Genomic DNA, 24,334 nt, shown 5'->3' on the forward strand with positions numbered 1-24,334 from the left:
TTCCGCCTGCGAGGCAAAGCCGGCACCAGCTAAGGAAAGCGCTATTTTGGGCTAATTTATCCCCCAGCGAGGGAAAAAGGCAAGCATGATGAAGGAGATAATCGAATTGGTGCCGATTTTTGTGCTATTAGGACGTTTTTACCTGGGTCTGACTGTTAATCAGCCACACGCCAAACAGGATAAACAGCGTGCCCAAGGTTTTCAGCAGCGTGGCAGATTCGTTAAACCACGGCAGGATCACCGCCGCCAGATAGACCAGCGCATAACTTACACTCAACAGCGGATAAGCACGGTTGAGTGGCAAATGGTGCAACGCGAAGAACCAGCACAACATGGACAGCGCATAGCCGAAAATACCACCGCTGACCGTCAGTAATGGCAACCAGTACTGAATAAACAGGTTCAGTGTGACGTCGGCAAATGACATCAATGGGATCTGCGCCATGCCCCACTTCATCAGCAATTGTGCCAGCGTGACTAGCAGCACGCTGGCCGCGCCCCAGGCATAGCCCCTCATGGATTGATACTCATCAGCAGGATCCCCAGCATGATTGAAGCCACTCCGTACCAATGGCGTGCGGTCGTGGGCTCATTAAACAGCCAGCGGGCGGCCAGCGTCACCAGAACAAAATTCAGGCTAAGCGTCGGATAGGCCAGGCTGAGCGGCAAACGTTGCAATACGTTAAGCCACACCGCCATGCCCAGTCCCAGCAGCAAAACGGCCAGCGCCAGCCAGCGCAGCGTTACCCCCCTTCTGACTTCGGGAGGTAACTGCCAGCTCAGAGCGGCCTGTTTCTGGCACAGCTGCCCACCACAGGTGAGCAGACTGACCACGACCACCAACAAATAGCCGACTATCATGGCTGCTGTTGGTACCAGAACAACGCCAGACGGTTCATCACTTCGACCTTATCGGCTTTCGGCAGGTTTTGCTGATCAATGCTTTCCCCTCGCGACAACTGCAACACCAGTGAGACGTCACCCTGCTTGCGCGCCTGAGCCAACCACTGCGGGAAATCACTTTCGCTGATGAAATTGCTGCGCGCATCCGGATACTCCAAACCATAAGAAATCTCTCCCTTCTGGTTAAACATCAATACGTCGCTGCGCTTCAGCTCCCAGGCCAAACCTGCCGCCACGCCAACGCTGTCGGTCAGTACATAGCGACTGTGGCTTAACTCAGCCATATTCACCCGGGCGAAGTTTTGCGGCAGCTTGGAGTCCGTCACCTGTTGTGGAATGGCGTAACCAATCAACAGGCACAGCAACACTGGGCAAGCCGCTGCCCAGCTCCAGCGTTGTGCATGGTTACGCACCGACACCACGGCAAACAACAACCAGCCGGCAAAGGCGATAATGCCGATAACAATTTTCGGCCACTCCTGCGCGGTAAACAAATGCACTTTAGGTAACAGTCCTGAGCCCAGAACCACCAGCGCCAGGATGCCGATTAATCCGAACAATCCGTTTAATACGGCGTTAACCTTGAATACCTTGCTGCGCAATGCCGCCACGCAATCTTCGGCATAGGCCGCCATCAGCAACGCCAGGGGTGCCATGCACGGCAGAATATAGGTCGGCAGCTTGCCCTTGGCGATGCTGAAGAAGATCAACGGCATCATCACCCAGCTAAGCAGGAAGAACAGCTCCGGGCGCTGAACACGCTCCCGCCAGCCCTTGAGCAAGGATCCCGGCAGCAACGCCAACCAGGGCAACACCGCCGCCATCAAAATCGGGATGTAATACCAGAACGGGGCTTTATGTTGTGCATTGTCCTCGGCGAAACGTTGAATATGCTCCACCCAGAAGAAGTAGTTCCAGAAATCCGGCTCACGTTGTGCAATGGCCAGCGCCCAAGGCAAGCTCAGCAACACTGCCACCACGATAGCCACCGGGCCGTAGATCAGCAGATCTTTAATTCGCCGTTGTTGAATGACAATCGGGATCACCGCGATCACCGGCACCGCCAGTGCCAGGAAGCCCTTGGTCATAAAGCCCATGCCGCAGGCCAGCCCCAACAGCACGTAGCCACCCAGCTTGCCTTTGGCCGTGGTCGCTTTCAGCGTCAGATAATAACTGACCATCGCAGCAGCCAGCCACAGGGAAATCATCGGGTCCAACACGCTGTAGGTACCGATACTGAATACCAGCACCATCGACAGGAAAATCAACGTCGCCAGGCTGGCGCGGCGCGCATTGCGCCACATCAGCATCGCCAGTGCAAAGACCAGCAACGCAGTCATGCCGGTACTGAATACCGAACCAAAGCGCACCGCAAAGTTGGTATCGCCAAACAACCATTGGCTGATGTTATTGAACCAGTAGCCGGCCACCGGTTTTTCAAAATAACGCAGGCCAAGCAAATGTGGCACTACCCAGTCGCCGCGTTGCAGCATTTCGCGGCTAATCTCGGCGTAGCGGGTTTCGTCCGGTTGCCAAAGCAGGCGACCGTTGAGCGGAATCAGGTAAACCAGAGCAAAAAAAATGGCCAACAAAATGGCCCATGATCCTTTTAGCGCCTTCATGAATCGTCCTTCACATCGGTTTGACAACCCAGCCAACCTTCGCGGCCAGGGAAAGGAGCGCGCTCGACGCGGCCCAATGGCAATGACGCCAAATCTTGCGGCAACAGTGCGCTTAACGGACAGAATTCTATGCCCTGCCGTTGCGCCCGCTGCAGTAACTGCTCAAACATCGCGGCCTGTGACATGCCCTCCACTTCTGTATGAATGGTATACACCGGCACACCGCGATCGTTTTCAATCGCCCGCAGAATGTAATCGTTGAAGTCAGACATACTCACTTCACTGCCAATCACCTCATCAAAGGTGGGCAACGTGACCGGGATCTGTACGGTTCCCACCCGACCATCGCTTAATACCGGACGGAAGGGATGGGTGCCACGGCAGTCGCTGTTGTAGTGAAAACCAAAGCGCTGCTTCACTTCCAGCACCCGCGTATCGGCACGCCAACCGGCAACCGCCGAACATTTGACCGGCTGACCGATGCTGTTGGCCAGCGCATCGACACCGAGCTGAACCTGCTGCATCAGTTGCGCTTCTGACCAACGGCCAACTTTGGCCTGCCAACCCTGGTGATCCCAGGCATGCAGCCCCACTTCATGTCCAGCCTGTGCGGTCAATTTCATCAACGGCCCCAGGGCTCGGGCAATATTACGCCCCGGCCAGGCCGTGCCTGCCAGCAAAATATCCCAGCCGTACAGTGATGCAGCATTAGAGCGCAGCATTTTCCACAGGAATTTCGGACGCAAAAGGCGCCACAGATGGCGCCCCATATTGTCCGGTCCAACGCTGAAGAAAAAACTGGCCTGTATATTGTATTTGTCGAATAGCTCCAGCAACTTCGGCACCCCTTCCCGGGTGCCGCTGAAGGTATCTACGTCAACTCGCAGACCGACTTTCTTCATGCACCGTCACCTTCCTGAACGGTAGTACGCAGGAAGTAATCCAACGTATCAGCGACGGTTTGCTGCATGGCGATGGTTGGCTGCCAATCGAGCAAACGGCGGGCATTCTTGATGCTCGGCGTGCGGTGCTCAACGTCCTGATAACCTTTACCATAATAGCTGCTGCTTTCAACGTCCTTGAAGCCGGCAAACGGCGGGAAACGATCGCGCAACGGATGGTTATTGAAGCTTTCGAGCAGCATTTCTGCCAATTCGCGGATGCTGGCTTCGTTGGTCGGGTTACCGATGTTAACGATCTGGCCGTCGCACAGGCCATCACGGTTTTCGATAATACGGAACAGCGCTTCGATACCGTCATTGATGTCGGTGAAGCAACGTTTTTGCGCGCCGCCGTCCATCAATTTAATTGGCGAGCCTTCCACCAGGTTGAGGATCAGCTGGGTAATGGCACGGGAAGAACCGATACGCGCGGCATCCAGGTTATCCAGACGTGGCCCCATCCAGTTAAATGGACGGAACAGAGTGAACTTCAAGCCTTCTTTGGCGCCGTAGGCCCAGATCACTCGGTCCAGCAACTGCTTGGATACCGAGTAAATCCAGCGCTGTTTGTTGATCGGGCCAACAATCAGGCGTGAGTGGTCTTCGTCAAATTCCTTGTCGTCACACATGCCGTACACCTCGGAGGTGGACGGGAAGATAATGCGCTTGTTGTATTTCACGCAGTCGCGGACGATTTTCAGGTTTTCTTCGAAATCCAGCTCGAATACGCGCAGTGGGTTACGGGTGTATTCAATCGGCGTAGCAATCGCCACCAGCGGCAGAACCACGTCACATTTCTTGATGTGGTACTCGATCCACTCGGAATGGATGCTGATATCCCCTTCCACGAAGTGGAAACGCGGATTATCCAGGAAACGGCTGATGGCGTCAGAACCGATATCCAGACCGTAGATATCGTAGCGGTCATCACGCAGCAGACGTTCGGTCAGGTGGTTACCGATAAAACCGTTAACGCCAAGGATCAGCACGCGGGTTCTGCGCTTCATTACTGCGTTAGGTTTCGCGGCCAGACGGACATCGGTGACGATACCCATTTCCTGCGCCAGACGAGTGCCTTGCACGTACAGGCCCGATTCGTTTTGGCCGGCCACAATTTCCAGCGCACCTTCACCGCAGGCAATGATCAGCGGAGAGGTACTGAGCACGGTACCCGGCTGCTTATCGTGCTGGGTATCCAGCACGCGGGCACGCCAGACAATCAGTTTACGCTGGCCAAGGTAGCTGAAAGCACCAGGGTAAGGCTCGGTCACGGCGCGGATCAGGTTGTTGATTTCCTGCGCGGATTTATGCCACAGAATTTCACCGTCTGCCGCAGTGCGACGACCAAAATAGCTGGCTTCAGCTTCGTTTTGCTTGGTGAATGAGGCGGTCCCGTTTTTCAGCTTCGGCAGTTGCTCTTTCAGCAGCGTCTGTGCCGCTTCCAGCACTTTTTTGTGCAGCGTCAGCGCGGTATCTTCAGCGGCAATCGCCACTTTTTGTTGGCCAACAATATCACCGGCATCCGGACGCTTAACCATTTTGTGCAGCGTGGCACCGGTTTCGGTTTCACCGTTGACCAGCGCCCAGTTTACCGGTGCGCGACCACGGTAATGCGGCAGCAGTGAGCCATGCAGATTGAAGCCGCCTTTTGGCGCCAGTGACAGCAGCTGTTCGCTCAGCATATTGCGGTAATAGAATGAGAAAATAATCTCAGGCTGCATCTCGCGGATACGTTCAATCCACAGCGGGTGGTTAACGTCTTCCGGCGCATAAACCGGCAACTCCAATTCGGCACCCACACGGGCAACGGAGGAGAAAAAGTTGTTCTCACCAGGATCGTCGGTATGGGTGAATACCGCCTGAACATCATAGCCCGCGTCAGTCAGCGCTTTCAGACCCGCGCAGCCAATATCATGGTAAGCAAATACGATAGCTTTCATTATTCTTCTTCCTGAGTATTGTGGTTCGGCTGCTCACCGACCACTTTCTGAACAAAATAACGTGGACGAGCACGAACGTCGGTATAGATGCGACCGATGTACTCTCCCAACAGGCCCATGCCGACAAACTGGGCGCCGATAAAGGTAAATAACACGGCAAACAGGGTGAACACCCCGCCGCCCGACCATTCAGGCCCCATAATCAAGCGCAGGGCGATCAACAGTACCGCCAGCACAAAACCTGACAGCGCCACCACACTGCCCACCACGCTGAGCAAACGCAGCGGTGTTGTGGTCAGACAGGTGATCAGGTCATACATCAGGTTAATCAGCTTCATCAGGCTGTATTTGGAATCGCCAAACTCGCGCTCGGCATGCAGCACTTCAATTTCAGTGGTGCGACGGGCAAAAGTATTCGCCAGAATGGGGATAAAGGTACTGCGCTCGTGGCAGTTCAACATCGCCTCGATAATATGGCGGCGATAGGCGCGCAACATGCAGCCGTAATCCCCCATCGATTTACCGGTGGCACGTTGGATCATCATATTGATGATGCGTGAGGCGCTTTTACGGAACCAGGAATCCTGACGGTTGGCACGCACGGTGCCCACCACGTCGTAACCTTCTTCCGCCACTTTCACCAAACGAGGGATCTCTTCCGGCGGGTTTTGCAAATCGGCATCCAGCGTAATCACCAGATCGCCACTGACCTGATTGAAACCGGCCATGATGGCTGAATGTTGGCCATAGTTACGGTTGAGCAACACGGCAATCACACAGCTGCCCGGCTGTTCAGCCGCGGCGGTCAGCATATCGGCAGAATTGTCGCTGCTGCCGTCATCGACCAGGATAATTTCATAAGCTTGGGTCAGTTGTTTACAGGCGGCGGTGGTACGTTCGAGCAAGGCAGGCAAACTTTCCTGCTCGTTATAGACCGGGATCACCACCGAAACTTTTTTTATCGGTTCAACGCGAGACACGTAACGACTCCACAACAGAAGACAAGGCTTTAACCACGCGATCAACATCGGCGTCGGTCATATCAGGGAATAACGGCAAGGTGCACAGACGTGCCGAGTTCCATTCGGTATTGGGCAAGGACAGCTGCGGATAGCGTTCACGGTAAAATTTCTGGGTGTGGGCGGCGCGGAAATGCAGGCCGGTACCGATACCCACTTCCTTCAGACGTTCCATTAACTGATCGCGATCGATACCGCAGCGATCAGCATCAACACGCACCATAAACAGATGCCAGGCATGGTCGTGCGGATAATCAGGGAGCCCCAGCGGCAGGAAAGGCGAACCTTCCAGTGCGGTGAGATAACGTTGTGCCAGCGCCTTGCGGCGAGCATTAAGCTGCGGCAAGCGGGCCAACTGCACCACGGCGATGGCGGCGTGGATATCGGAAAGATTGTATTTATAACCAGGCTCGACCACTTCGGCCTGTGGCTTGCGCCCCAGTTGCTGGCGGTCAAAAGCATCAACGGCCAGGCCGTGGAACTTCAGGCAGCGCAGGCGATCCGCCAGTTCGTCGTCGTCGGTGGCGATCAGGCCGCCTTCGGCACAGGTCAGGTTTTTAATCGCGTGGAATGAGAATATTGCCGTGCCGCGAGCCCCTACCCACTCACCGTTGTAACGGGCACCCACCGCATGGGCGGCGTCTTCAATCAGAGGAAGGTTGTGACGTTTAGCCACTTCACGCAATGCATCCATCTGCAGTGGTGCGCCGGCGTAGTGCACCGGGACAATGGCTTTGGTTTTTGTCGTAATGGCGGCTTCAACATCACTGGCGCTGACCATCAGCGTATCGCGGTCAACGTCAATCATCACCGGCGTCGCGCCGAGCAATTCAATCATGTTGAGGGTAGAAACCCAGGTCTGTGAAGGGGTGATAACTTCATCGCCTGGGCCAATGTTTAGCGCCATCAGGGTGATGTGCATACCCGCAGTAGCGGAACAGACGGCAATGGCGTGTTTGCAGCCAAAGGTGGCACAGAACTCACTTTCCAACTGCTGATTTTGCGGCCCGGTGGTGATCCAACCTGAGCGCAGTACCTTTTCTACCGCCGCGATCTCTTCATCGCCAATCGCCGGGCGTGAGAAAGGTAAAAATTGATCCATAGTTAACCCCAAACGTATCAAACTGCTTTAATGACACTGTAGATCTCTTTTATTTAACGAATATTAAACGCCAGAGAGAATCGTTCCTGGTGGATTAACTGCCAATGTACGGCCGCAAGCTTAACTAAACCTTAAGATGCGATTTATTATCAGCTAGCTATCTGATCTGCGGGGGCCATCATCATTAAATTAAATTGATTTGATAATCAATTAGTTATAGTTATATGTAATTATTTAATTATTTTGTTTGAACTTAATCATCGTAGCACGTCAGCGACGGTTTTCAAGATTGATGAGGTAATTTTTAGAGCGGTGGCAAAATAAAGCCGGTCGTTACCCGGCTATTTATATCAGGTCCGTTTATTTTCCGTTTAAGTCGCATTTTCAATGCACTAACGCATTATGCCGTTTTGGTCATAATCCAGCGTTGATCGCCGACTGCCTGCAGGTGAAAATCCACGTCATAGATCTGTGAAAGCAGCACCGGCTCCATCACTTCCCGCGTGGTGCCCTGCGCGACAAGACGCCCGGCATGCAGCAACCAGACCCGATCGGCCTGCTGCAAGGTATGATTAAGGTCGTGCGCGCAAACCAACGCGCTGCGCCCACTCTGACAAAACTCACGCAGCAACCGATCCAGCGCCACCTTCTGCGCTACGTCCAGACTATTGGTCGGTTCATCCAGCAGCAAAAGTTGGCTATGAGGATTGACCGTCGGCCAAACCTGCAGCAATACCGCGGCCAACCGCACCCGCTGCCATTCACCGCCGGACAACTGAGTCAGCATACGCGGCAGCTTGTCCATCAATTTTAAACGCTGGCACAGATAAACAATGGTGCTCTCCAGCGCCTGTTCCGTGCTCCCTGCAGGCCGGTGCAGTTCCAGATACTGGAATACCGGCATCAGCGCCACCGGTGGCTGTTGCTGGCTTAAATAAGCACGGCGCAGAGCCAGCTCATTGCCCTGATAACCCGCCAGCGGTTGGCCTGCCAGCAGGATCTCCCCCGTGCCGGGCAGTATGCCCGCCAGGCAAGCCAGCAGTGTACTTTTGCCGGCACCGTTCGGACCAATAAGGTGAAACTGCAACCCAGCATCGACCTGTGCTGAAAACGGGGCCAGACGCCCTTCTACCCCAACCTGACTGAGTTGCAGCATTATGAATTATCGCTCCTTCTTTATATTACTCGGCCAACGCCTGTTTGACGGCGGCCACCAACGCAGGATCTTCCGGTGTCATGTCCGGGGAGAAACGTTGGATCACCTTGCCATCACGTCCGATCAGGAATTTCTCAAAATTCCACAGAATGTCCCCGGTTTGCTTCGGTGCCCGGCCTTTACTGCTCATGCGCTCCAGGAATCCACTGTCCTGCGGCGCCACGGCCTGCGGTTCGGCAGCAATCAATGCCTGGTACAACGGATGGCGGTTTTCGCTGTTCACTTCAAGCTTGGCAAACATCGGGAACTCAACGCCAAAGGTGCCACGGCAAAACGCCAGGATCTCTTCGTTGCTGCCAGGCTCCTGTCCGAGGAACTCGTTGGATGGGAAGCCCAATACCTCAAACCCCTGGTCACGGTAGGTTTCGTACAGGGCTTCCAGCCCGGCATATTGCTTGGTCAGGCCACATTCCGAAGCCACATTAACCACCAGCAACACGCTGCCTTTATATTTGCCCAGCGTGGTGGATTGATTTTCGATAGTGTTCAGCGGAATGTCATAAATCGCTTGAGTCATGGAGCTTATCCTCTTGTTTTACTTGCAGGTGAACAGAGAAACTACCTTAAGCTTTTTACCCGGGTCAGTAACCAGATAAATAGCGGTGCCCCCAGCGTGGCGGTTACCACGCCGATGGGTAATTCAGCCGACAGCAGCGTAATACGCGCCACCACATCGGCCGCCAGCAACACACCGGCACCCGCCAGTGCGCAGCCCGGCAATAAATATCGCTGATTGGTCAGGCCGCTGAGACGCAGCATATGCGGTATCACCAGTCCGACAAAGCCAATCACCCCGGCCAATGCTACACTGACGCCCACCAGCCAGCCGATGGCCAGTACCAGTAGATTACGCCACAGGTGCAGGGAAAGCCCGAGCTGACATGCCTGTACCTCGCCCAGAGCCATAAAGTTCAGCGCCTTGCCCTGGCAACACAGCCAAAGCAGCACCGGTAACAACGCCACCACCAGCCATTTCTGCCGCCAGTCGACACCGCCAAAACCGCCCATCATCCAATACATCAGCTGACGCAGGTCCAGGCTGGAACTAAAATATACCGCCCAGGTCATCACCGCGCTACACACTATGCCCAAGGCAACCCCCACCAGCAGTAAGCGTGCATTGGTCAGACGTTTTCGGCGGGCAAAACTCAGCAGCAGGAAGGTCATGATCAACGCGCCGGCAATGGCGCTCAGGCTCATAAAAGCTACCGGCAACAGGCCATTGCCCAGCAGCACCGTTAACACCAATGCCACCCCGGCCCCGTTGGCGACGCCCAGCAAACCCGGTTCGGCCAGCGGGTTTTCAAACAGCGACTGCATCACCGCCCCGGCGACCGCCAGGCTGGCCCCCACCAACATCACTGCCAGCGCACGCGGCAGGCGTAATTGCCAGACAAACAGCTGCGCGGCTTCGCCCGCCCACTGTGAGGGCCAAAGCCAAACGTCGCCCGCGCTGAGGCTGAAAACAAAGGCCACGGCAACACCCAGCGTTAGCAGCAACAATTGGCGTTTATCGCGATGGCGTTGTTTGTGCAGCAATAAGGTAAAGGTCTGGCTGGCTGACATAGGCGTGGCGATTCCCTGCTGGCCGCGGAGGCGGCCGAATAATTGACGTCTGGGTCAAATATTAGGGGGTTAGTGCCTGAAGGGAAAGCATTGCATCAGGTGAATCGCAGGAAAACAGCAGCTAATCCTGCCAGTCACCCGTAAGTGATGGCAAAATCAGCCGCCGTTGAATCAATTAGCGACGAGGGTCGTTATCGTTTTGCGGGTAAGGTTTACCGTGGCCATTGTCATTACCACGGCCATTGTCGCGATCGCCGTTGTCATGATGGTTACCATTGTCATGGTGGTCACCGTCGTTACGATTATCGCGCTCACCGTGGAACGGGTTACCGCCCCGGTCAGGGCCACGATGATCGTAACCACGCGGCGGCGAGGATTGCCAGCGGCCACCATCCCAATACATACCCCGATTATTGCGTTCACCCCTACCACGCCCCTGGTGCTCATGCCACCATTGCGGCGGACGCCAGTCATAGCCATCCCAATAGTAGCCGCGATGGTCCTGATCCCCCAGATGCACCGCAACCCCCGGCACGTTGATATCGATAGAGACATCCGCCTGCGCAGCCACCGGCAGCAGCAGCGGTAAACACACCAGCAACAGGATCTTTTTCATTGTACGCTCCGACTTTATTTTCTTGCTGAGGGGGTTATATCAGTGTGCTTATTTCGCGCCTATCTCACCAATGCCTATTTTCAGATCGTTTTCATCTCCCTTACAGATTCCATACATTCTATTTTTATTATTTGAATAAAATAGCCGCTAACAACCGTTAACGAATAGCTGACATACCAAATGTCCGACGCTATTTATAATAAAGCCAACACCCACCAGAGAGACACTATTATGATTAAACGCATTGGACTGCTATTGACCGTTGCGGTACTGAGTACGGCGCTTAGCGCCTGCTGTTTCGGGCCTCACGGTGGTGGCCACCGTGGCGGTGGCGGATCGGGCCACTACTACAATCACTATTAATCCCCAGGGGCTTCGGCCCCTGATTTATTTCCACCCCATCAGAATACAAAATAAATATAAGAATAATCCGCAAGCAATAGATTATTTTAATTTTAAAAAATGACGTGAATATTATTGAATGGGAATATTTGTTTTTTGCAGTCTAAGAATAAACCGAAATTTCCCTCTAAAAAAGAAAAAGGCCGCAAAGCGGCCTTTTTTGGTTTCATGCAACTTACTCTTTCGGGCTTGCGTTCTCTACCCGACTTTTCAGCTTTTGCCCTGGACGGAAAGTGACCACGCGACGCGCCGTAATCGGAATGTCTTCGCCGGTCTTCGGGTTACGCCCCGGACGTTGGTTCTTGTCACGCAAATCAAAATTGCCAAAACCTGACAGTTTAACCTGCTCACCGTTCTCAAGAGCACGACGAACCTCTTCGAAAAACAGTTCTACCAGGTCTTTGGCATCCCGTTTGCTAAGCCCAAGCTTTTCAAACAGGTGTTCTGACATTTCAGCTTTAGTAAGCGCCATAGGTTCAATCCCTCAAGGATGCTTGGAATCGCTGTTTTAGAGCCTCTACACATTTTGCAACGGTAACGGCTATCTCCTCTTCTTCCAGTGTACGAGCGGTATCCTGCAATACCAGACTGATAGCCAGGCTCTTATAACCCTCTGCCACGCCCTTGCCACGGTACACATCAAACAAGTTTACGCCAACTACCTGATTTGCGCCAACTTTCTTACACTCTGCCAAAATATCTTCTGCGGGGACGTTTTCAGCCACCACAACGGCGATATCACGACGGTTTGCCGGGAAGCGAGAAATCTCCCGCGCCTGAGGCACGGCGCGGCTTGCGACCTTGTCCCACTCCAGTTCAAACACCACTGTGCGGCCGTTAAGATCCAGTTTACGTTCAAGTTCCGGATGAACCACACCGATGAAACCTACACGTTCACCCTGGAAATAAATCGCTGCGCTTTGCCCTGGGTGCAAGGCCGGATTAGCCTCTGCCTTGAACTGAATTTCGGATAATTTACCGGTCAGTTCCAGCACAGACTCCAGATCGCCTTTTAAATCATAGAAGTCGACCGGCTTACGCGCCAGATCCCAATGTTCTTCATGCGTATGGCCCGCAATGACCCCTGCCAGCATGACGTCCTGACGGATACCCAGATTTGCCGCAGTATCAGGGACAAAGCGCAGGCCGCTTTCAAACAGGCGCAGACGCGTCTGCTGGCGATTCTGGTTATAAACCACCGCGGACAGCAAACCGGTCCACAGCGACAGACGCATGGCGGACATCTCTACCGAGATTGGGCTTGGCAGGATCAGCACTTCTTCGCCCGGGTGCAGCAAGGCCTGTACTTTAGGATCAACAAAGCTATAGGTGATCGCTTCCTGGTAACCGTGATCGACCAGCATGGTCTTCACGCGCTTGAGCGTCAGATCTGCTTCGCGGTGCTTGGTCATGATCAGGTCAGCGCGGACCGGTACGTCAGGAATGTTGTTGTAGCCGTAAACACGCGCCACTTCTTCCACCAGGTCTTCTTCGATTTCCATATCGAAACGCCAGCTCGGCGCAACCGCCAGCCAGTTATCGCCCTGCTCGGTCACCTGGCAACCCAGACGACGCAAGATGTCACTGACCTGCTCGCTTGGCACCACGTGGCCAATCAGGCGATCCAGCTTTTCACGACGCAAAGTAATGGTAGCGCGCTTCGGCAATTCACTTTCGGTGGTCACATCAATAACCGGACCGGCCTGACCACCACAGATATCAATCAGCAGACGAGTCGCACGCTCCATCGCTTTGTACTGCAGCGCAGGATCAACACCGCGCTCGTAACGATGAGAAGCATCAGTGTGCAGACCCTGACGGCGTGCGCGGCCGGTAATGGCCAGCGGGTTGAAGAACGCACATTCCAGCAGCACGTCCTGGGTGGTTTCATTCACCCCTGAGTGTTCACCACCGAAGATGCCGCCCATCGCCAGGGCTTTCTGGTGATCGGCAATCACCAAGGTATCGGCAGTCAGTTTGGCTTCGGTACCGTCCAGCAACGTCAGAGGTTCTCCAACGTTGGCCATACGCACCACAATACCGCCTTCAATGCGGCTCAGGTCGAAGGCATGCATTGGCTGCCCCAGTTCCAACAGCACGTAGTTGGTAACATCCACTACCGCATCAATAGAACGAATGCCGCAGCGACGCAGCTTCTCGCGCATCCACAACGGGCTGGCGGCCTTGACGTCGATGCCTTTCACTACGCGGCCAAGGTAACGCGGGCATGCCTGTGGCGCATCTACGCGGATCGGCAGCGTATCGTTAATGGTGGCAGCAACCGGGCTCATGTCCGGTTCGGTCAGGGCAACCTGGTTCAATACACCCACATCGCGCGCCACGCCAATAATGCCCAGGCAGTCGGCGCGGTTCGGCGTTACGCTGATTTCGATCGCGTTGTCATCCAGCTTCAGATATTCACGGATATCGGTGCCAATCGGCGCGTCTTCCGGCAACTCAATGATACCGTCGTGATCGTCGGTAATACCCAGCTCGGAGAACGAGCACAGCATCCCTTCCGAAGGCTCACCGCGCAGTTTGGCGGCTTTGATTTTGAAATCGCCTGGCAGCACCGCGCCCACGGTAGCAACCGCTACCTTCAGGCCTGTGCGGCAATTTGGTGCACCACAGACGATATCCAGCAAGCGGTCGCCGCCCACGTTAATCTTGGTCACGCGCAGTTTGTCGGCGTTCGGGTGCTGACCGCACTCAACGACATGGCCCACAACTACGCCATTAAAGGCACCGGCTACCGGCTCCACGCCGTCCACTTCCAGGCCGGCCATGGTAATCTGATCGGATAATGCTTCGCTGCTGATGGCCGGGTTTACCCACTCACGCAACCAGAGTTCACTGAATTTCATGTAATATTCCCGCCTTACTTAAACTGTTTGAGGAAGCGCAGATCGTTTTCGAAGAACGCACGCAGGTCGGTAACGCCGTAACGCAGCATCGTCAGACGCTCCATACCCATACCGAAAGCGAAGCCGGAATAAACTTCCGGATCGATGCCTACGTTGCGCAGCACGTTCGGGTGAACCATGCCGCAGCCCAGAACTTCCAGCCACTTGCCGTTTTTGCCCATCACATCCACTTCAGCGGAAGGTTCGGTAAACGGGAAGTAAGAAGGACGGAAACGAACCTGCAAATCTTCTTCAAAGAAGTTATTCAGGAAATCATGCAGCGTGCCCTTCAGGTTGGTGAAGCTGATGTCCTTGTCGACAATCAGGCCTTCCATCTGATGGAACATCGGGGTGTGCGTCTGATCGTAGTCATTACGGTAAACACGACCCGGCGCAATAATGCGGATTGGCGGCTGCTGCTCCTTCATGGTGCGGATCTGCACGCCAGAAGTTTGGGTGCGCAATAAACGCGTAGCATCGAACCAGAAGGTATCGTGATCGGCACGCGCCGGGTGGTGACCCGGAATATTAAGCGCATCGAAGTTATGATAGTCGTCTTCAATCTCAGGCCCGGTCTCTACGGAGAAGCCCAGTTCGCCGAAGAAGGCTTCGATACGGTCGATGGTGCGGGTCACCGGATGCAGCCCACCGTTTTCCATACGACGGCCCGGCAGGGAAACGTCGATGGTTTCTGCTGCCAGACGCTCATTCAACGCAGCAGATTCCAGCGTATTTTTACGCGCGTTCAGCGCTTCCTGCACCGCCTGTTTTGCCTGGTTGATCACCGCTCCGGCCGCCGGGCGGTCTTCTGCCGGCACGTCACGCAGCGATTGCATCTGTAAGGTAAAATGGCCTTTCTTGCCTAAATATTCGACGCGTACCAAATCTAACGCGGCAACATCCTGGGCATCTTCTACGGCTGCCTTGGCATTGGCAACCAGCTCTGCGAGATGTGGCATTGCTTTCCTCTTCCTCTGGCCGATATGGCTCTAAGTAATTGTTATCTATTATTCGAACACGCCTTTGACTCAACTCCAAAGCATTTTAAGTTATAGCCCGGCAATGACTGGAGATGGCCAAAAACAAAAAAGCCTCCGCAGGGGAGGCTTAGGCGCTACTTTTCGTTTCTTCTCTTACGCCGAAGCCTCCAGAAATCAGGCGCTAAAGTAAAAAAAGAAACGAAAAATAACAGAGTTCATGATTGCGTTACCTTGTCGATGATTGTCCACCAGAGATACAGCGGCGGTCAATAAAAGCCAGTATTAGTCGCTGAAAAACAAAGATTAAAGAGGGAGCAAGCCCCCTCTTTAATAACTGACTTACGCCAGGGCTGCTTTCGCTTTCTCGACCAGTGCGCCAAAGGCCACTTTATCGAAGACTGCGATGTCAGCCAGGATCTTACGGTCAATTTCAATAGAAGCTTTTTTCAAGCCGTTAATGAATTTGCTGTAAGACAGGCCGTTCACACGAGCAGCTGCGTTGATACGTGCAATCCACAGCTGACGGAACTGACGCTTACGTTGACGACGGTCACGGTAAGCATACTGGCCTGCTTTGATTACTGCCTGGAAGGCAACACGATAAACGCGCGAACGGGCACCGTAGTAACCTTTCGCTTGTTTTAAAATTTTCTTGTGACGTGCGCGTGCAATTACACCACGTTTTACGCGAGCCATATGCTCTCTCCTAAAGTCTTATTCTAGATTCAAAAAAAAATGGCTTATGCGTACGGAAGGCACGCAGTAACCAGGCCAAGATCGTTTTGTGACACCATGCCTTTCGGACGCAGGTGACGTTTACGCTTGGTTGCTTTTTTGGTCAGAATATGACGCAGGTTAGCATGCTTGCGCTTAAAACCACCGCTGCCGGTTTTTTTGAAGCGCTTGGCTGCACCACGTACAGTTTTAATCTTTGGCATTTTAATTAAATCCACTTCGCATTGTTAAACAACGAATCAGTTAGGCGAATAAAACCCACACAACGCAAGCGCTGCGTGGGTTTTATTACTTGGAGGCCTTACTGCCTCTTCTTCGGTGCGAGCACCATGATCATCTGACGGCCTTCGATCCTCGTAGGGAAGGATTCGACAATGGCCAAATCAGAATCTTCACACAGGTCTTTACGGACGCGGTTAAGCACTTCCATACCGATCTGTTGGTGCGCCATCTCACGCCCACGGAAACGCAGGGTGATTTTGGCTTTATCGCCATCTTCCAGAAAGCGAATCAGGTTGCGTAGTTTTACCTGATAGTCGCCATCATCGGTACCAGGACGGAATTTGATTTCCTTGACCTGAATAACTTTTTGCTTCTTCTTCTGTTCTTTTGTCGACTTGCTCTTCTCGTAGAGGAATTTGCCGTAATCCATGATTCGACAAACTGGCGGTTCGGCATTTGGGCTGATTTCTACTAAATCAACGCCCGCTTCCTCAGCTTTTTCAAGAGCTTCATTCAGACTGACAATACCAATCTGCTCGCCATCGACGCCGGTTAGGCGAACTTCTTGCGCGCGAATTTCTCTGTTAATGCGATTAGGACGCGCCGGTTGAACTCGTTTTCCGCCTTTAATACTTTATTCCTCCAGTTGATGAAGACTACGGCTGCGAATCTCTTTTAGCAGCTTGTCTACGACTTCATTTACGTCCAGGCTTCCCAGGTCTTTGCCACGGCGGGTGCGAACGGCAACTTTGCCTGATTCGACCTCTTTATCACCGCACACCAACATGTAAGGAACCCGTCGTAAAGTATGTTCGCGAATTTTAAAGCCAATCTTCTCATTTCTCAAGTCCGCTTTAACGCGAATACCTGCTTCCTGCAATTTTTTGGTCAATTGCTGGACATAATCAGACTGGCTGTCGGTGATATTCATCACCACCACCTGTACCGGAGCAATCCAGGTTGGGTAGAACCCTGCGTATTCTTCGGTAAGGATACCGATGAAACGCTCCATGGAGCCCAAAATAGCACGGTGAATCATTACCGGGACCACGCGATCGTTGTTTTCGCCAACATACGATGCGCCTAAACGACCCGGTAAGAAGAAATCGAGCTGCACGGTACCACATTGCCATGCACGATCCAAACAATCATGCAGAGTAAATTCAATTTTAGGTCCGTAGAAGGCTCCCTCACCCGGCTGATATTCAAACGGAATCCCGTTTTCAGTCAGCGCAGCGGCCAGATCCTCTTCCGCACGAGTCCACATATCGTCAGTACCAATGCGCTTCTCAGGACGAGTAGAAAGTTTTACCGCAATCTTGTCGAAGCCAAAGGTGCCGTAGACATCATAGACCATTCTGATGCATTCGTTCACTTCGGCACGCACCTGCTCTTCAGTACAGAAGATATGGGCGTCATCCTGGGTGAAACCACGCACGCGCATCAGGCCATGCAGAGAACCCGAAGGTTCATTACGGTGGCAACTGCCGAACTCGCCCATACGCAGCGGCAAATCACGATAAGACTTCAGGCCCTGGTTGAAGATCTGCACGTGACCCGGGCAGTTCATCGGCTTGATGCAATACTCGCGGTTTTCCGACGAGGTGGTGAACATGGCGTCTTTATAGTTTTCCCAGTGGCCGGTTTTTTCCCACAGCACACGGTCCATCATAAATGGCCCTTTCACTTCCTGATACTGGTATTCCTTGAGCTTCATGCGCACAAAGGCTTCCAGCTCGCGGAAAATAGTCCAGCCATCGTTGTGCCAGAACACCATGCCCGGTGCTTCTTCCTGCATATGGTACAGGTCAAGCTGCTTACCGATCTTGCGGTGGTCACGCTTGGCGGCTTCTTCCAGACGCTGCAGGTAGGCATTCAGCTGTTTCTTGTCTGCCCAGGCAGTACCGTAGATGCGTTGCAGCATTTTATTTTTGCTGTCGCCACGCCAGTAAGCGCCCGAAGTTTTCTGCAATTTGAAATGATGACAGAAACGCATGTTCGGCACGTGCGGACCGCGGCACATGTCGACATATTCTTCATGGTGATACAGGCCAGGACGGTCGTCATGGCTGATGTTCTCATCCAGAATCGCCACTTTGTAGTTTTCACCACGCGCGGCAAAGGTGTCGCGAGCTTCTTGCCAGCTAACCTTTTTCTTGATGACGTCGTAATCTTTGTCGGCCAACTCATGCATCCGCTTTTCAAGCAGATCCAGGTCTTCCTGTGTCAGGGTACGGTCAATATCAACGTCATAATAGAAACCATTGTCGATCACTGGACCGATCGCCATTTTGGTGTCTGGCCACAGTTGTTTGATCGCATGGCCCAGCAGGTGCGCACAGGAGTGGCGCATGATTTCCAGGCCTTCGGCGTCCTTGATGGTGATGATCGCCAGTTGCGCATCTGATTCGATCAGATCGCCGGCATCAACCAATTCACCGTTTACACGACCGGCAATACAGGCTTTCGCCAGGCCAGGGCCGATATCAAGGGCAACATCCAGGGGGGAAACAGGGTTTGCGAAATGACGCTGACTGCCGTCAGGAAGAGTAATAACAGGCATTAATAATTCCTTATCTACAGTGGTGACCCACACGACAGATCACATGAAGAAATACGATATCGTTTAAATACATGATGTTATCAGCGCTATCCGACTTTACTTTGCCAGATATGTACACTCATATGTACACGATTTAAAATGTACTATGTTGTTACGCCATAACGGAACCGGCAGTGTAACACTATGATTAGCGCGCCATCTACCCGCAGTTTGTTAAACGCCCAGACAATGCTTAACACTCACCCTGTTTGGGCATCAGCAGTCAAAAATTTATTCGCAGCGGGCGAGCAATCACAGGACAAAAATCAGCTATGGCGAACATGCCCCGCTCCCGCTATTCTGATGCCACTAACGGCAGAGTTGAGACAGCATCCCGCATCATGAACCGGTTATTGAAGTTACTCGTTGGCGTCTGCATCGTGCTGGTGGCTATTTTTGCATTGTTACACCTGGGGGCAGACCGCCACCCGAGAGCCATTGCGGTTAACGAACCGCCCATCGAGTGTGAAGATACGCAGGAGATAACCAGTGATTGTGTGAATGACGATGATGCCAACACTGACGCGCTTCCCGAGCTGACCCCCTCCAGCACTCAGGGATAATGAGCTGCAAACTCCATTCCTTTATATTTACAGGTCACTTCCCTATTGTTGCCGCTGAACACGCGGCAAGTTAGGGTATGACTTTATTCTGCGTCACAACATTTACTGAAAACAGGAAGTCTGCCCCATGACGAGTATTCTGCAGTTATTCCAGGCCATTGGACTGGGTTTGGTGCTACTGCTGCCGCTGGCCAACCCACTCACCACGGTCGCACTGTTGCTCGGGCTTTCGGGCAATATGACGCGCGAAGAGCGCAACCAGCAATCGCTGATGGCCTCGGTCTATGTGTTCTTTATCATGACGGTGGCGTTCTATGCCGGCCAGTTGGTCATGAACACCTTCGGTATCTCTATTCCCGGCTTGCGGATCGCCGGTGGGCTGATTGTGGCGTTTATTGGCTTTCGCATGTTGTTCCCACAGCAAAGTGCGGACGAGGCTCCAGAGGTTGAAAGCAAAAGCAATGAGCTGCGCAAGAAAACCTCGGCCAATATCGCCTTTGTGCCACTGGCGATGCCCAGCACCGCCGGTCCGGGAACCATTGCGATGATCATCAGCTCCGCATCGAGCGTCAAAGAGAACACCCTGGGGTTCGCGCACTGGGTGCTGCTGGTCGCGCCAGTGGCCATTTTCCTGACGGTAGCCCTGATTTTATGGGGTTGCCTGCGCAGCTCTGGCGCTATCATGCGACTGGTGGGGCAAAGTGGCATTGAGGCGATCTCACGCCTGATGGGCTTCCTGCTGGTGTGTATGGGGGTGCAATTTATTATCAACGGCATATTGGAGATCATCTCCACCTATACCCCAGCCGTTGCCTGAGCCATAAATACGGGCGCAAACCGCGCCCGTTTCACTTACTTACCTGCAGGTGCCTGCGCGCCTAAAATACCCTGACCTTCCGGCACTTCAGTAAAACGACTGAGGATCTCACTGTAGGTTTTCGCCGGATCCAAATCCTGGAACTGGTTCGGATAGATAAACTTCGCCAAATACTCCAGCCCAACGATATTGTACGGGTGATTGTAGAAATTGTGATAGATGCCATAGAAGCGACCGTCTTTTACCGCCGAAAGCTGGGCAAAACCTGGGCGCTGTTTCATTGCGTTGAACGCAGCATCCACCTGCTGTTGCGTCACACCATAACCAAAAGGCACCGCGGCGTTGGTTTTGCTGGCCCATTGGGAGCCGGAGACAATATAGGCATCCGGCTTCATGCTGATCACTTTCTCAAGCGAGACGTCGCCCGTCGCGCCCGGTAACAGTTCCGAACCCACATTGCGTGCGCCTACCGCCTCAATCATCCCACCCCAGCCGACATGAGCATGGGTGAAACAGCAAGACTCCAGCCCGTTCAGACCGGCTTTGGCTTCAATAAACACCAACGGCTTTGGCTCTACCGTTTTGGTTTTATCGAGGATGCTCTGATAGTGCTGCTGATAAAAGTCGGTGTACTGTTTCGCTTCACTTTCACGGTTCAGGGTTTCACCCAGCAAGGTAATGCTTTTCGGGGTGTTCTCCACCGGTTTCAGCATGGTATCGATAAACAACACCGGAATATTCAGCGCTTGCAGCTTGTCGAGTACACCCGTCTGGCTCAGAGAAGGTTTAGAGCGTAGCTGCGCCACCATCAGATCAGGGTGTTTGGCGATCACGCTTTCCAGGTTAATCTCGCCCTTGTCGCTAAACCCCATATCGATAATGTTCCTGGCTTCTGGCCACTTGCTTTGCAGAATTTTCCAGGTCTCGCCATCGCTCTTCTTCAGCAGGTTGTTCCACGCTACCAGCCGGCTAAAGGGATCGGCGCGATCGAGCAACGCCAACGTCAGAATATCGCGCCCATCCTGCACCACAATGCGTTTCGGCTCTTGTTTAATCGTCAGGGTTTGACCGGCGGTATCGGTCAGGGTGAGTGGATAAGTGGTCGCCATCACCTGAGTAGACAGACCACAGGCACAGGCCAAAGCCAGTAGGGTTATTCGACGGTGCACGTAAAAACTCCTTAGCGTTGAAAATCAATTCAGAAATAATAATGAGAATTGCTCCCATTATCAAAGCTGGCGCCGGGCGAGTTTTCGTTTAATTGAAAAAAGATGTGAACAGCAACAAGGTGGTGCGCCGGAATCGGCGCACCAGTCAGGTTAAATCAGGCCGTAAATCAGCGCCGACAGCGCAATCAGCCCCATCACCAGCACGAATACATTGCTCAGCGCGCGATAACGACGCATGGCAGGTACCTTACGCACCGCATACATCGGCAAAATAAACAGGATCGCCGCGATCAATGGGCCGCTGATGGTTTCAATAATGTGCAACGCACTCGGGTTCCAGACCGTCGCCGCCCAGGTCAGCAGAAACAGCAACACGGCAGAAATACGGTGCGTAATGCGCGAGCTTAGCGGCTTGCCGACTGCTCGCGTCAGGCCGTCAATCAGGCTGGTCGCCCCTTCGGTCACCCCCAGTGAGGTGCCCAGGTAGGACTTGGCCATCGCCAGCATCGCCATCATCGGCCCCAAATAGGCAATCAGCGGGTTCGAGAATTTGTTCGCCAGCGTGGTCAGTACGGTAATGTTTTGATCTTTCGCCTGCTGCATATCCTCGTGGGACAGGCTCAGTACGCAACTGAAGACAAAGAACAGCACCGTGACGCAGATCAGCACGTAGCTGTAGCGCATGATCCGCGCGCAGCGGCGTTCAGCCAGTTCGCCATACAGGCTCTTTTGGGTCGAGGCAAAGGACGAAATAATCGGCGCATGGCTAAAGGAAAACACCATGACCGGCACCGCCAACCACAATGAATGCCACAAATCCGGGCTACTGAACTGAGTGTTCGCCAGGCCACTGACAAAGTTGGCGGTTTGCCAGGTCGGCATCAGGTACAGCGAAATGCCCATCAAAAATACCAGCAGTGGAAATACCAGTATACCCATCGCCGATACGATGCCGTCTTTACCACGCAGCAGCACCAGATTCAGCACCACTACCACCGCCAGGCTCAGCCAGATACGGGGTGGCGACGTCAGGTGAAACTGATGCGTCAGGAAGCTGTCCAGCGCGTTGGTGATCGAAATGCTGTACACCAGCACGATCGGGAAGAACGCCATCAGGTACAGCACCATGATGATTTTACCGGCCAGCACGCCAAAGTGCTCGACCACCACATCATGGATATTGCCGTCACGGCTGGAGCCGGAAAGCACAAAGCGGCTCAGTGCGCGATGCGGTAAATAGGTCAGTGGGAAGGCAAACAGTGCCATCAGCAACAGCACCAGTGGGCCGTTTAAGCCGGCGTTGATCGGCAGAAACAACGTACCTGCCCCCACCGCAGTGGCATAGAGACCAAACATCCAGACGGTATCCGTCTTGTTCCATTTGCCCGGCTGGGCGGCAGCCAGCGTGCCTGAATCGGGAGAAATCGTACTCATAGGAAAGCTTACCTTAATCTGCAGCGACAACGATTGCGCCTAACGGGATATCCCTCTCCGCGAATTTTTAATAATAATCAGTTAGTTAACTCAGAATTTCATTCTTATGCCTGGTAAAAGGACGGCAAAGGATAATTAAAAACGTTGCCCAGGTCTATCTCTCACTGGTTGAGTGGCTATTTGGCGAACAATAATCGCTGTAAAAACCGACTACGCAGCACAAAAAACTAGGGCCTCTAACGAGGCCCTGGGAGGATGACTTACTTGTTGGCGTCCGGATGTTCCGGTACGGCGGCGCTGCCCATGTCCTTTTGGTCTTTGCGCACGCTGGCCACGTCTGAGGCGCTGACCGGCTTGGCGCTGTTACCCCAGCTGGAACGAATGAAGTTAACCACTTCCGCTACCTGCTGGTCGTTCAGGCGCCAGCCAAACGGTGGCATGGTGATATTGGATACCGCCCCCTTCACCGCCGGCGTGGTGTTACCGGTCAGCACGATGTGGATCAACGAGGTCGCATCTTCGGTCTGCACCACCGGGTTGCCCTTCAGCGCCGGGAAGGCACGCTTGTAACCCACGCCGTCGGTACGGTGGCAGGCAGCACAGTTATCGACGTACAACGCCGCTCCGGGCTTGCTGTCGTCACCGCGCCACAGATCCTTGGCTACGCTGTCTTCTACCGGTGCGGCCTGTTGTTTGCCGTCTTTCGGCGGCAACGTTTTCAGGTAACGCGAAATCGCCGTCAGATCCTCATCGCTGAGATACTGCAGGCTGTGTTCAACCACGTCGCTCATACCGCCAAACACGATGGACTTATCGTTACGCCCGGTTTTCAGGAACTCGGTCAGTTCGGCCTCGCTCCAGGTACCCAGCCCATCCTTGTTGTCACCGCGCAGACTGGATGCCACCCACCCGTCGATCGGCGCATTGCTGCCGGACAGATAGTTGTCACCGTCGTTATTGCTCAGCGCTTTTTCCTGCATGGTAATGCTGCGTGGCGTATGGCAGGCACCGCAGTGACCCAGCCCTTCCACCAGATAGCGACCCCGCTCAATCACCGGGTCGGCCTTGGTGTCAGCCACAAAGTCCGCCGGTGATGGCGCAAACATGCCGCGCCAGATACTCAGCGGCCAGCGCATTGACAGCGGCCAGGGAATATCGGAATCCTTGTTGGCCTGCTCCACCGCCGGTACGCCGTGCATGAAGTAGGCATACATGGCGCGCATGTCGTCCTCTTTCACCAGCGCGAACGACGGATAAGGCATCGCCGGGTACAGGGTGCTACCGTTTTTGGCGACGCCCTTACGTACCGCATTGTCGAAGTCTTCGAAGCTGTAATCACCAATGCCGGTTTTCTTGTCCGGTGAGATATTGGTGGAATAAATGGTGCCGATCGGCGTCTCCATCGCCAGCCCCCCGGCAAACTCTTTACCGCTTTTGCCGTTGGTGTGGCAGGCCACGCAGTCACCGGCACGCGCCAGATACTCGCCGCGTTTGATCAACTCGCTGCTGACCGTGGCGTCCTGCGCCCAGACGGAGAAACTCAGTGCACTGAGAACCAGTGCGGGAACAAATGCTTTCATCA

25 protein-coding genes and 1 other annotated feature are annotated in these 24,334 nt (G+C 53.8%); of the genes, 3 read left to right on the top strand and 22 right to left on the bottom strand.

Features of this window, described 5'->3' with window-relative positions; all coding sequences use genetic code 11:
- Nucleotides 1-127: 127 nt before the first annotated feature.
- From arnF to FCL49_RS04040, 11 genes are all read right to left on the bottom strand, one after another.
- Nucleotides 128-517 (bottom strand): 4-amino-4-deoxy-L-arabinose-phosphoundecaprenol flippase subunit ArnF, encoded by a 390-nt coding sequence (arnF, locus tag FCL49_RS03990; protein WP_174352516.1) that lies wholly within the window; start codon nucleotides 515-517, stop codon nucleotides 128-130.
- Nucleotides 514-861 (bottom strand): 4-amino-4-deoxy-L-arabinose-phosphoundecaprenol flippase subunit ArnE, encoded by a 348-nt coding sequence (arnE, locus tag FCL49_RS03995; RefSeq protein ID WP_135316309.1) that lies wholly within the window; start codon nucleotides 859-861, stop codon nucleotides 514-516. The genes arnF and arnE overlap by 4 nt, the downstream gene beginning before the upstream one ends.
- Nucleotides 858-2,525 (bottom strand): lipid IV(A) 4-amino-4-deoxy-L-arabinosyltransferase, encoded by a 1,668-nt coding sequence (arnT, locus tag FCL49_RS04000; protein WP_174352517.1) that lies wholly within the window; start codon nucleotides 2,523-2,525, stop codon nucleotides 858-860. Before arnT ends, arnE begins: the two co-directional genes overlap by 4 nt.
- Entirely contained in the window at nucleotides 2,522-3,427 is a 906-nt protein-coding gene (gene arnD / locus FCL49_RS04005) for a 4-deoxy-4-formamido-L-arabinose-phosphoundecaprenol deformylase (protein WP_174352518.1), read from the bottom strand. Before arnD ends, arnT begins: the two co-directional genes overlap by 4 nt.
- Nucleotides 3,424-5,406: a bifunctional UDP-4-amino-4-deoxy-L-arabinose formyltransferase/UDP-glucuronic acid oxidase ArnA gene (arnA, locus tag FCL49_RS04010; protein WP_174352519.1), complete on the bottom strand. Its 1,983-nt coding sequence runs from the start codon at nucleotides 5,404-5,406 to the stop codon at nucleotides 3,424-3,426. The genes arnD and arnA overlap by 4 nt, the downstream gene beginning before the upstream one ends.
- Complete coding sequence (gene arnC, locus FCL49_RS04015) at nucleotides 5,406-6,386, bottom strand: undecaprenyl-phosphate 4-deoxy-4-formamido-L-arabinose transferase (protein WP_135316305.1); 981 nt, start codon at nucleotides 6,384-6,386, stop codon at nucleotides 5,406-5,408. Before arnC ends, arnA begins: the two co-directional genes overlap by 1 nt.
- The gene (gene arnB, locus FCL49_RS04020; protein ID WP_174352520.1) at nucleotides 6,373-7,527 is read right to left on the bottom strand and encodes a UDP-4-amino-4-deoxy-L-arabinose aminotransferase; all 1,155 of its coding nucleotides are present in this window, start codon (nucleotides 7,525-7,527) and stop codon (nucleotides 6,373-6,375) included. The genes arnC and arnB overlap by 14 nt, the downstream gene beginning before the upstream one ends.
- A 400-nt stretch (nucleotides 7,528-7,927) precedes the next feature.
- A complete protein-coding gene (gene btuD, locus FCL49_RS04025) occupies nucleotides 7,928-8,683 on the bottom strand; it encodes a vitamin B12 ABC transporter ATP-binding protein BtuD (protein WP_174352521.1) in 756 nt (251 codons plus the stop codon).
- Nucleotides 8,684-8,708: 25 nt separating this feature from the next.
- On the bottom strand, nucleotides 8,709-9,260 hold the full coding sequence (locus tag FCL49_RS04030) for a glutathione peroxidase (protein WP_174352522.1): 552 nt from the start codon (nucleotides 9,258-9,260) through the stop codon (nucleotides 8,709-8,711).
- A gap of 41 nt (nucleotides 9,261-9,301) precedes the next feature.
- Nucleotides 9,302-10,309 (bottom strand): vitamin B12 ABC transporter permease BtuC, encoded by a 1,008-nt coding sequence (gene btuC, locus FCL49_RS04035; RefSeq protein ID WP_174352523.1) that lies wholly within the window; start codon nucleotides 10,307-10,309, stop codon nucleotides 9,302-9,304.
- A gap of 175 nt (nucleotides 10,310-10,484) precedes the next feature.
- Nucleotides 10,485-10,925: a DUF2502 domain-containing protein gene (locus FCL49_RS04040; protein WP_174352524.1), complete on the bottom strand. Its 441-nt coding sequence runs from the start codon at nucleotides 10,923-10,925 to the stop codon at nucleotides 10,485-10,487.
- 231 nt (nucleotides 10,926-11,156) lie between these two features.
- Between FCL49_RS04040 and FCL49_RS24745 the strand changes: the two genes are divergently transcribed.
- Nucleotides 11,157-11,288 (top strand): hypothetical protein, encoded by a 132-nt coding sequence (locus FCL49_RS24745; RefSeq protein ID WP_261410430.1) that lies wholly within the window; start codon nucleotides 11,157-11,159, stop codon nucleotides 11,286-11,288.
- A 214-nt stretch (nucleotides 11,289-11,502) separates the two neighbouring features.
- On the opposite strand, the gene ihfA is transcribed toward FCL49_RS24745, so the two are convergent.
- From ihfA to thrS, 8 genes are all read right to left on the bottom strand, one after another.
- A complete protein-coding gene (ihfA, locus tag FCL49_RS04045; RefSeq protein WP_004943604.1) occupies nucleotides 11,503-11,799 on the bottom strand; it encodes an integration host factor subunit alpha in 297 nt (98 codons plus the stop codon).
- Nucleotides 11,800-11,803: 4 nt separating this feature from the next.
- Complete coding sequence (pheT, locus tag FCL49_RS04050; RefSeq protein WP_174352525.1) at nucleotides 11,804-14,191, bottom strand: phenylalanine--tRNA ligase subunit beta; 2,388 nt, start codon at nucleotides 14,189-14,191, stop codon at nucleotides 11,804-11,806.
- Nucleotides 14,192-14,205: 14 nt separating this feature from the next.
- Nucleotides 14,206-15,189 carry a phenylalanine--tRNA ligase subunit alpha gene (gene pheS / locus FCL49_RS04055; RefSeq protein WP_174352526.1) on the bottom strand — a complete coding sequence of 328 codons (984 nt, stop codon included), beginning with the start codon at nucleotides 15,187-15,189 and terminating at the stop codon, nucleotides 14,206-14,208.
- Between the two features lie 122 nt (nucleotides 15,190-15,311).
- Nucleotides 15,312-15,435: a sequence feature (Phe leader region), on the bottom strand.
- Nucleotides 15,385-15,429 (bottom strand): pheST operon leader peptide PheM, encoded by a 45-nt coding sequence (gene pheM / locus FCL49_RS24570; RefSeq protein ID WP_197724622.1) that lies wholly within the window; start codon nucleotides 15,427-15,429, stop codon nucleotides 15,385-15,387. (Overlaps the previous feature by 45 nt.)
- 114 nt (nucleotides 15,436-15,549) lie before the next feature.
- Nucleotides 15,550-15,906 (bottom strand): 50S ribosomal protein L20, encoded by a 357-nt coding sequence (rplT, locus tag FCL49_RS04065; RefSeq protein WP_004943595.1) that lies wholly within the window; start codon nucleotides 15,904-15,906, stop codon nucleotides 15,550-15,552.
- A 44-nt stretch (nucleotides 15,907-15,950) separates the two neighbouring features.
- Nucleotides 15,951-16,148 (bottom strand): 50S ribosomal protein L35, encoded by a 198-nt coding sequence (gene rpmI, locus FCL49_RS04070; RefSeq protein ID WP_135316296.1) that lies wholly within the window; start codon nucleotides 16,146-16,148, stop codon nucleotides 15,951-15,953.
- A 98-nt stretch (nucleotides 16,149-16,246) separates the two neighbouring features.
- Nucleotides 16,247-16,798, bottom strand: a complete 552-nt coding sequence (gene infC, locus FCL49_RS04075; protein WP_013812633.1) for a translation initiation factor IF-3 — start codon at nucleotides 16,796-16,798, stop codon at nucleotides 16,247-16,249.
- Between the two features lie 3 nt (nucleotides 16,799-16,801).
- Nucleotides 16,802-18,730, bottom strand: a complete 1,929-nt coding sequence (thrS, locus tag FCL49_RS04080) for a threonine--tRNA ligase (RefSeq protein ID WP_174352527.1) — start codon at nucleotides 18,728-18,730, stop codon at nucleotides 16,802-16,804.
- Nucleotides 18,731-19,122: 392 nt separating this feature from the next.
- Here thrS and FCL49_RS04085 point away from each other — a divergent pair, with 392 nt between their 5' ends.
- Entirely contained in the window at nucleotides 19,123-19,332 is a 210-nt protein-coding gene (locus tag FCL49_RS04085) for a hypothetical protein (protein WP_254611021.1), read from the top strand.
- Between the two features lie 127 nt (nucleotides 19,333-19,459).
- Nucleotides 19,460-20,149: a MarC family NAAT transporter gene (locus tag FCL49_RS04090; protein ID WP_174352528.1), complete on the top strand. Its 690-nt coding sequence runs from the start codon at nucleotides 19,460-19,462 to the stop codon at nucleotides 20,147-20,149.
- Nucleotides 20,150-20,184: 35 nt separating this feature from the next.
- Here the strand turns inward: FCL49_RS04090 and FCL49_RS04095 are convergent, their stop codons facing one another.
- The 3 genes from FCL49_RS04095 to FCL49_RS04105 all read right to left on the bottom strand — a co-directional run bounded on the left by FCL49_RS04095 (nucleotide 20,185) and on the right by FCL49_RS04105 (nucleotide 24,332).
- Entirely contained in the window at nucleotides 20,185-21,318 is a 1,134-nt protein-coding gene (locus FCL49_RS04095) for an ABC transporter substrate-binding protein (protein WP_174352529.1), read from the bottom strand.
- A gap of 150 nt (nucleotides 21,319-21,468) precedes the next feature.
- The gene (locus FCL49_RS04100) at nucleotides 21,469-22,752 is read right to left on the bottom strand and encodes an HAAAP family serine/threonine permease (protein ID WP_174352530.1); all 1,284 of its coding nucleotides are present in this window, start codon (nucleotides 22,750-22,752) and stop codon (nucleotides 21,469-21,471) included.
- Nucleotides 22,753-23,012: 260 nt separating this feature from the next.
- The gene (locus FCL49_RS04105; RefSeq protein ID WP_167796641.1) at nucleotides 23,013-24,332 is read right to left on the bottom strand and encodes a c-type cytochrome; all 1,320 of its coding nucleotides are present in this window, start codon (nucleotides 24,330-24,332) and stop codon (nucleotides 23,013-23,015) included.
- Nucleotides 24,333-24,334: the final 2 nt, after the last annotated feature.

This window comes from Serratia proteamaculans (assembly GCF_013337185.1).
In the GTDB taxonomy this organism is placed as follows: domain Bacteria; phylum Pseudomonadota; class Gammaproteobacteria; order Enterobacterales; family Enterobacteriaceae; genus Serratia; species Serratia proteamaculans_D.